This is a genomic window from Kaistella sp. (assembly GCF_049588135.1).
Taxonomy (GTDB): Bacteria; Bacteroidota; Bacteroidia; order Flavobacteriales; family Weeksellaceae; genus Kaistella.
In genome coordinates this window covers 1-1,815 of sequence record NZ_JBAVFG010000026.1, presented here as the reverse complement: position 1 = coordinate 1,815, position 1,815 = coordinate 1, and the positions used below count along the sequence as shown (strand labels likewise).

1 protein-coding gene and 1 pseudogene are annotated in these 1,815 nt (G+C 36.0%); both read right to left on the bottom strand.

Annotated features, from left to right (window positions below):
- Nucleotides 1-226: 226 nt before the first annotated feature.
- Nucleotides 227-847, bottom strand: coding sequence for a dihydrofolate reductase family protein (locus WBY99_RS01480; RefSeq protein ID WP_423974572.1), 621 nt, complete (start codon nucleotides 845-847; stop codon nucleotides 227-229).
- 216 nt (nucleotides 848-1,063) lie between these two features.
- Nucleotides 1,064-1,643 (bottom strand): annotated as a pseudogene (locus WBY99_RS01475) (REP-associated tyrosine transposase).
- Nucleotides 1,644-1,815 lie beyond the last annotated feature (172 nt).

The window sequence follows — 1,815 nt, the reverse complement described above, 5'->3', positions numbered from 1 at the left end:
GGTTTTTATCTAAAAAGGAGCGATCGAGACGCTCGCACCAGCCAGGGGGGATATTTTTAGGGAAATTATAACCAAAAAAGTATTGCAAATTGAAATAGAGCAAAAATTTCAATTCAAACCAAACACAGCCAATGCTTTTCAATAAAACTAAACTACAAAAAAGTGGGATTGAAAAACTGTGGCGAATAAATATCACAAATCTTCAATGTTTAGCGGGTCGTTGTTTCTATCTTTTTGTCAGTTTATATCTTAAATGAGTGGTCAAGTTTGACGGTATTACTTCTTCAATTTGTAGGTCATATTTGTCTTTGTCAATACCGTCAAAGAGTCGGATACCACTTCCTAAAAACACAGGTGCTATGTGAATAAAAAACTCGTCCATAAGTCCTGCATTTAGAAATTGTTGAATAGTGTTTGCACCACCTTGTATTCTTATGTCCTTTCCTTTTGCCGATCGTCTCGCTTTATTCAAAGCACTTTCTATTCCATCATTAATAAAGTAAAAAGCTGTCGTTCCTTCTTGAATCCAAGGTTCTCGCTTTTCGTGTGTTAATACATAAACATCAGCTTTGTATAAGTCATTGGGCCAACTGACTTCGCCTTCCTCAAACATGCGTTTCCCCATTATAAATGCTCCTGTTCTTTCAATCGTCTCTCGAATAAATTTCCCATCAGGTCCATCTTCTTTGCCTCCATCTAATCCTAAATATTCCCAAAAAGCTTTTTGATTAAACATCCAAGCGTGAATTTGTTCTGAAACGCCACCCATCGGATTTTTAGGACTTCTGTTATTTCCCGCGAAAAAACCGTCAAGTGATATTCCGCTGTCAAAGATTATTTTGCTCATATTTTACTTGTTGTTGAAATTATTTTTGTCTGTTTTCAAATTGTTAGAACTGTCGCTCTACACTGTCTGCTAACGTTCTGTGTATTGGCAATGGGCGGGATTTTTTGCACTAAAGCTCAATAGTAGCACAGAGTTTAAATTTAGCAATTAGTTTCATAGTTGCATGTCAGCCTCCCCCCCCCGCTGGTGCGAGCGTCTCGCTCGTACCCATAATAATTACAAATTTACATCAATTTCTAAAATCCCCTGATCATCATCACAATAGTTTCTTGCACTGCTGTATTTCCATTCCCAAGGCTCTACCACAAAACCACTTTCCACAGGATTTTGGTGGATATAGTTTAGTTTTTGTTCAAAAACTTTTAAAGACCAAATCTCAATTGGTTTGTTGTGCTGTTGCCAAAATTGATGTTTTTTGACATTTGAATTTCTTTTTCCTGCTTGTCCGAACATCCAAAGCAGCCATTGGCTACGCCGAACCACTTCGTTAGGTTTCTTTTCTACTTTCCTGATTGTTTTCTGCAATGGCTTTTATGATCTTTCTTGATGTAAAACCTTTGAAATCCCTTATTAATTCGGAAGGCTTTTCTTCTGAAGAACGAAATATTAAATGAACATGACTAGGCATAATACAGTAGTCAAAAATATTCATGCCTTTGTTTTTTCTGCAATAATCCAAAGAGCTGATCATGATGTCAAAATATTTTAATCTCGTGAAAACATCGATCCAAAAAACAGTAGCAAAACTTATGAAATAAGCTCCGTCTTTCTCTCCGAATTTGTATTTCCTGCTCATCAGGTAAAGTTAATAAAAAAAATTTTGCTTCTTGTTCTTTTAGTTTTACGGGTACGAGCGAGACGCTCGCACCCAATGTCATTAAGTTAAGGGATTTTCATAATGCATCTTTTTGATTTTTAAGGACTTTAGGCTTTGTTCTATTTCGGTATTTTCCTATATTTCTTTTATT

Excerpts from the sequence above, each read along its gene's own strand:
- WBY99_RS01480 (WP_423974572.1), bottom strand. The coding sequence starts at position 847 with ATGAGCAAAATAATCTTTGACAGCGGAATATCACTTGACGGTTTTTTC.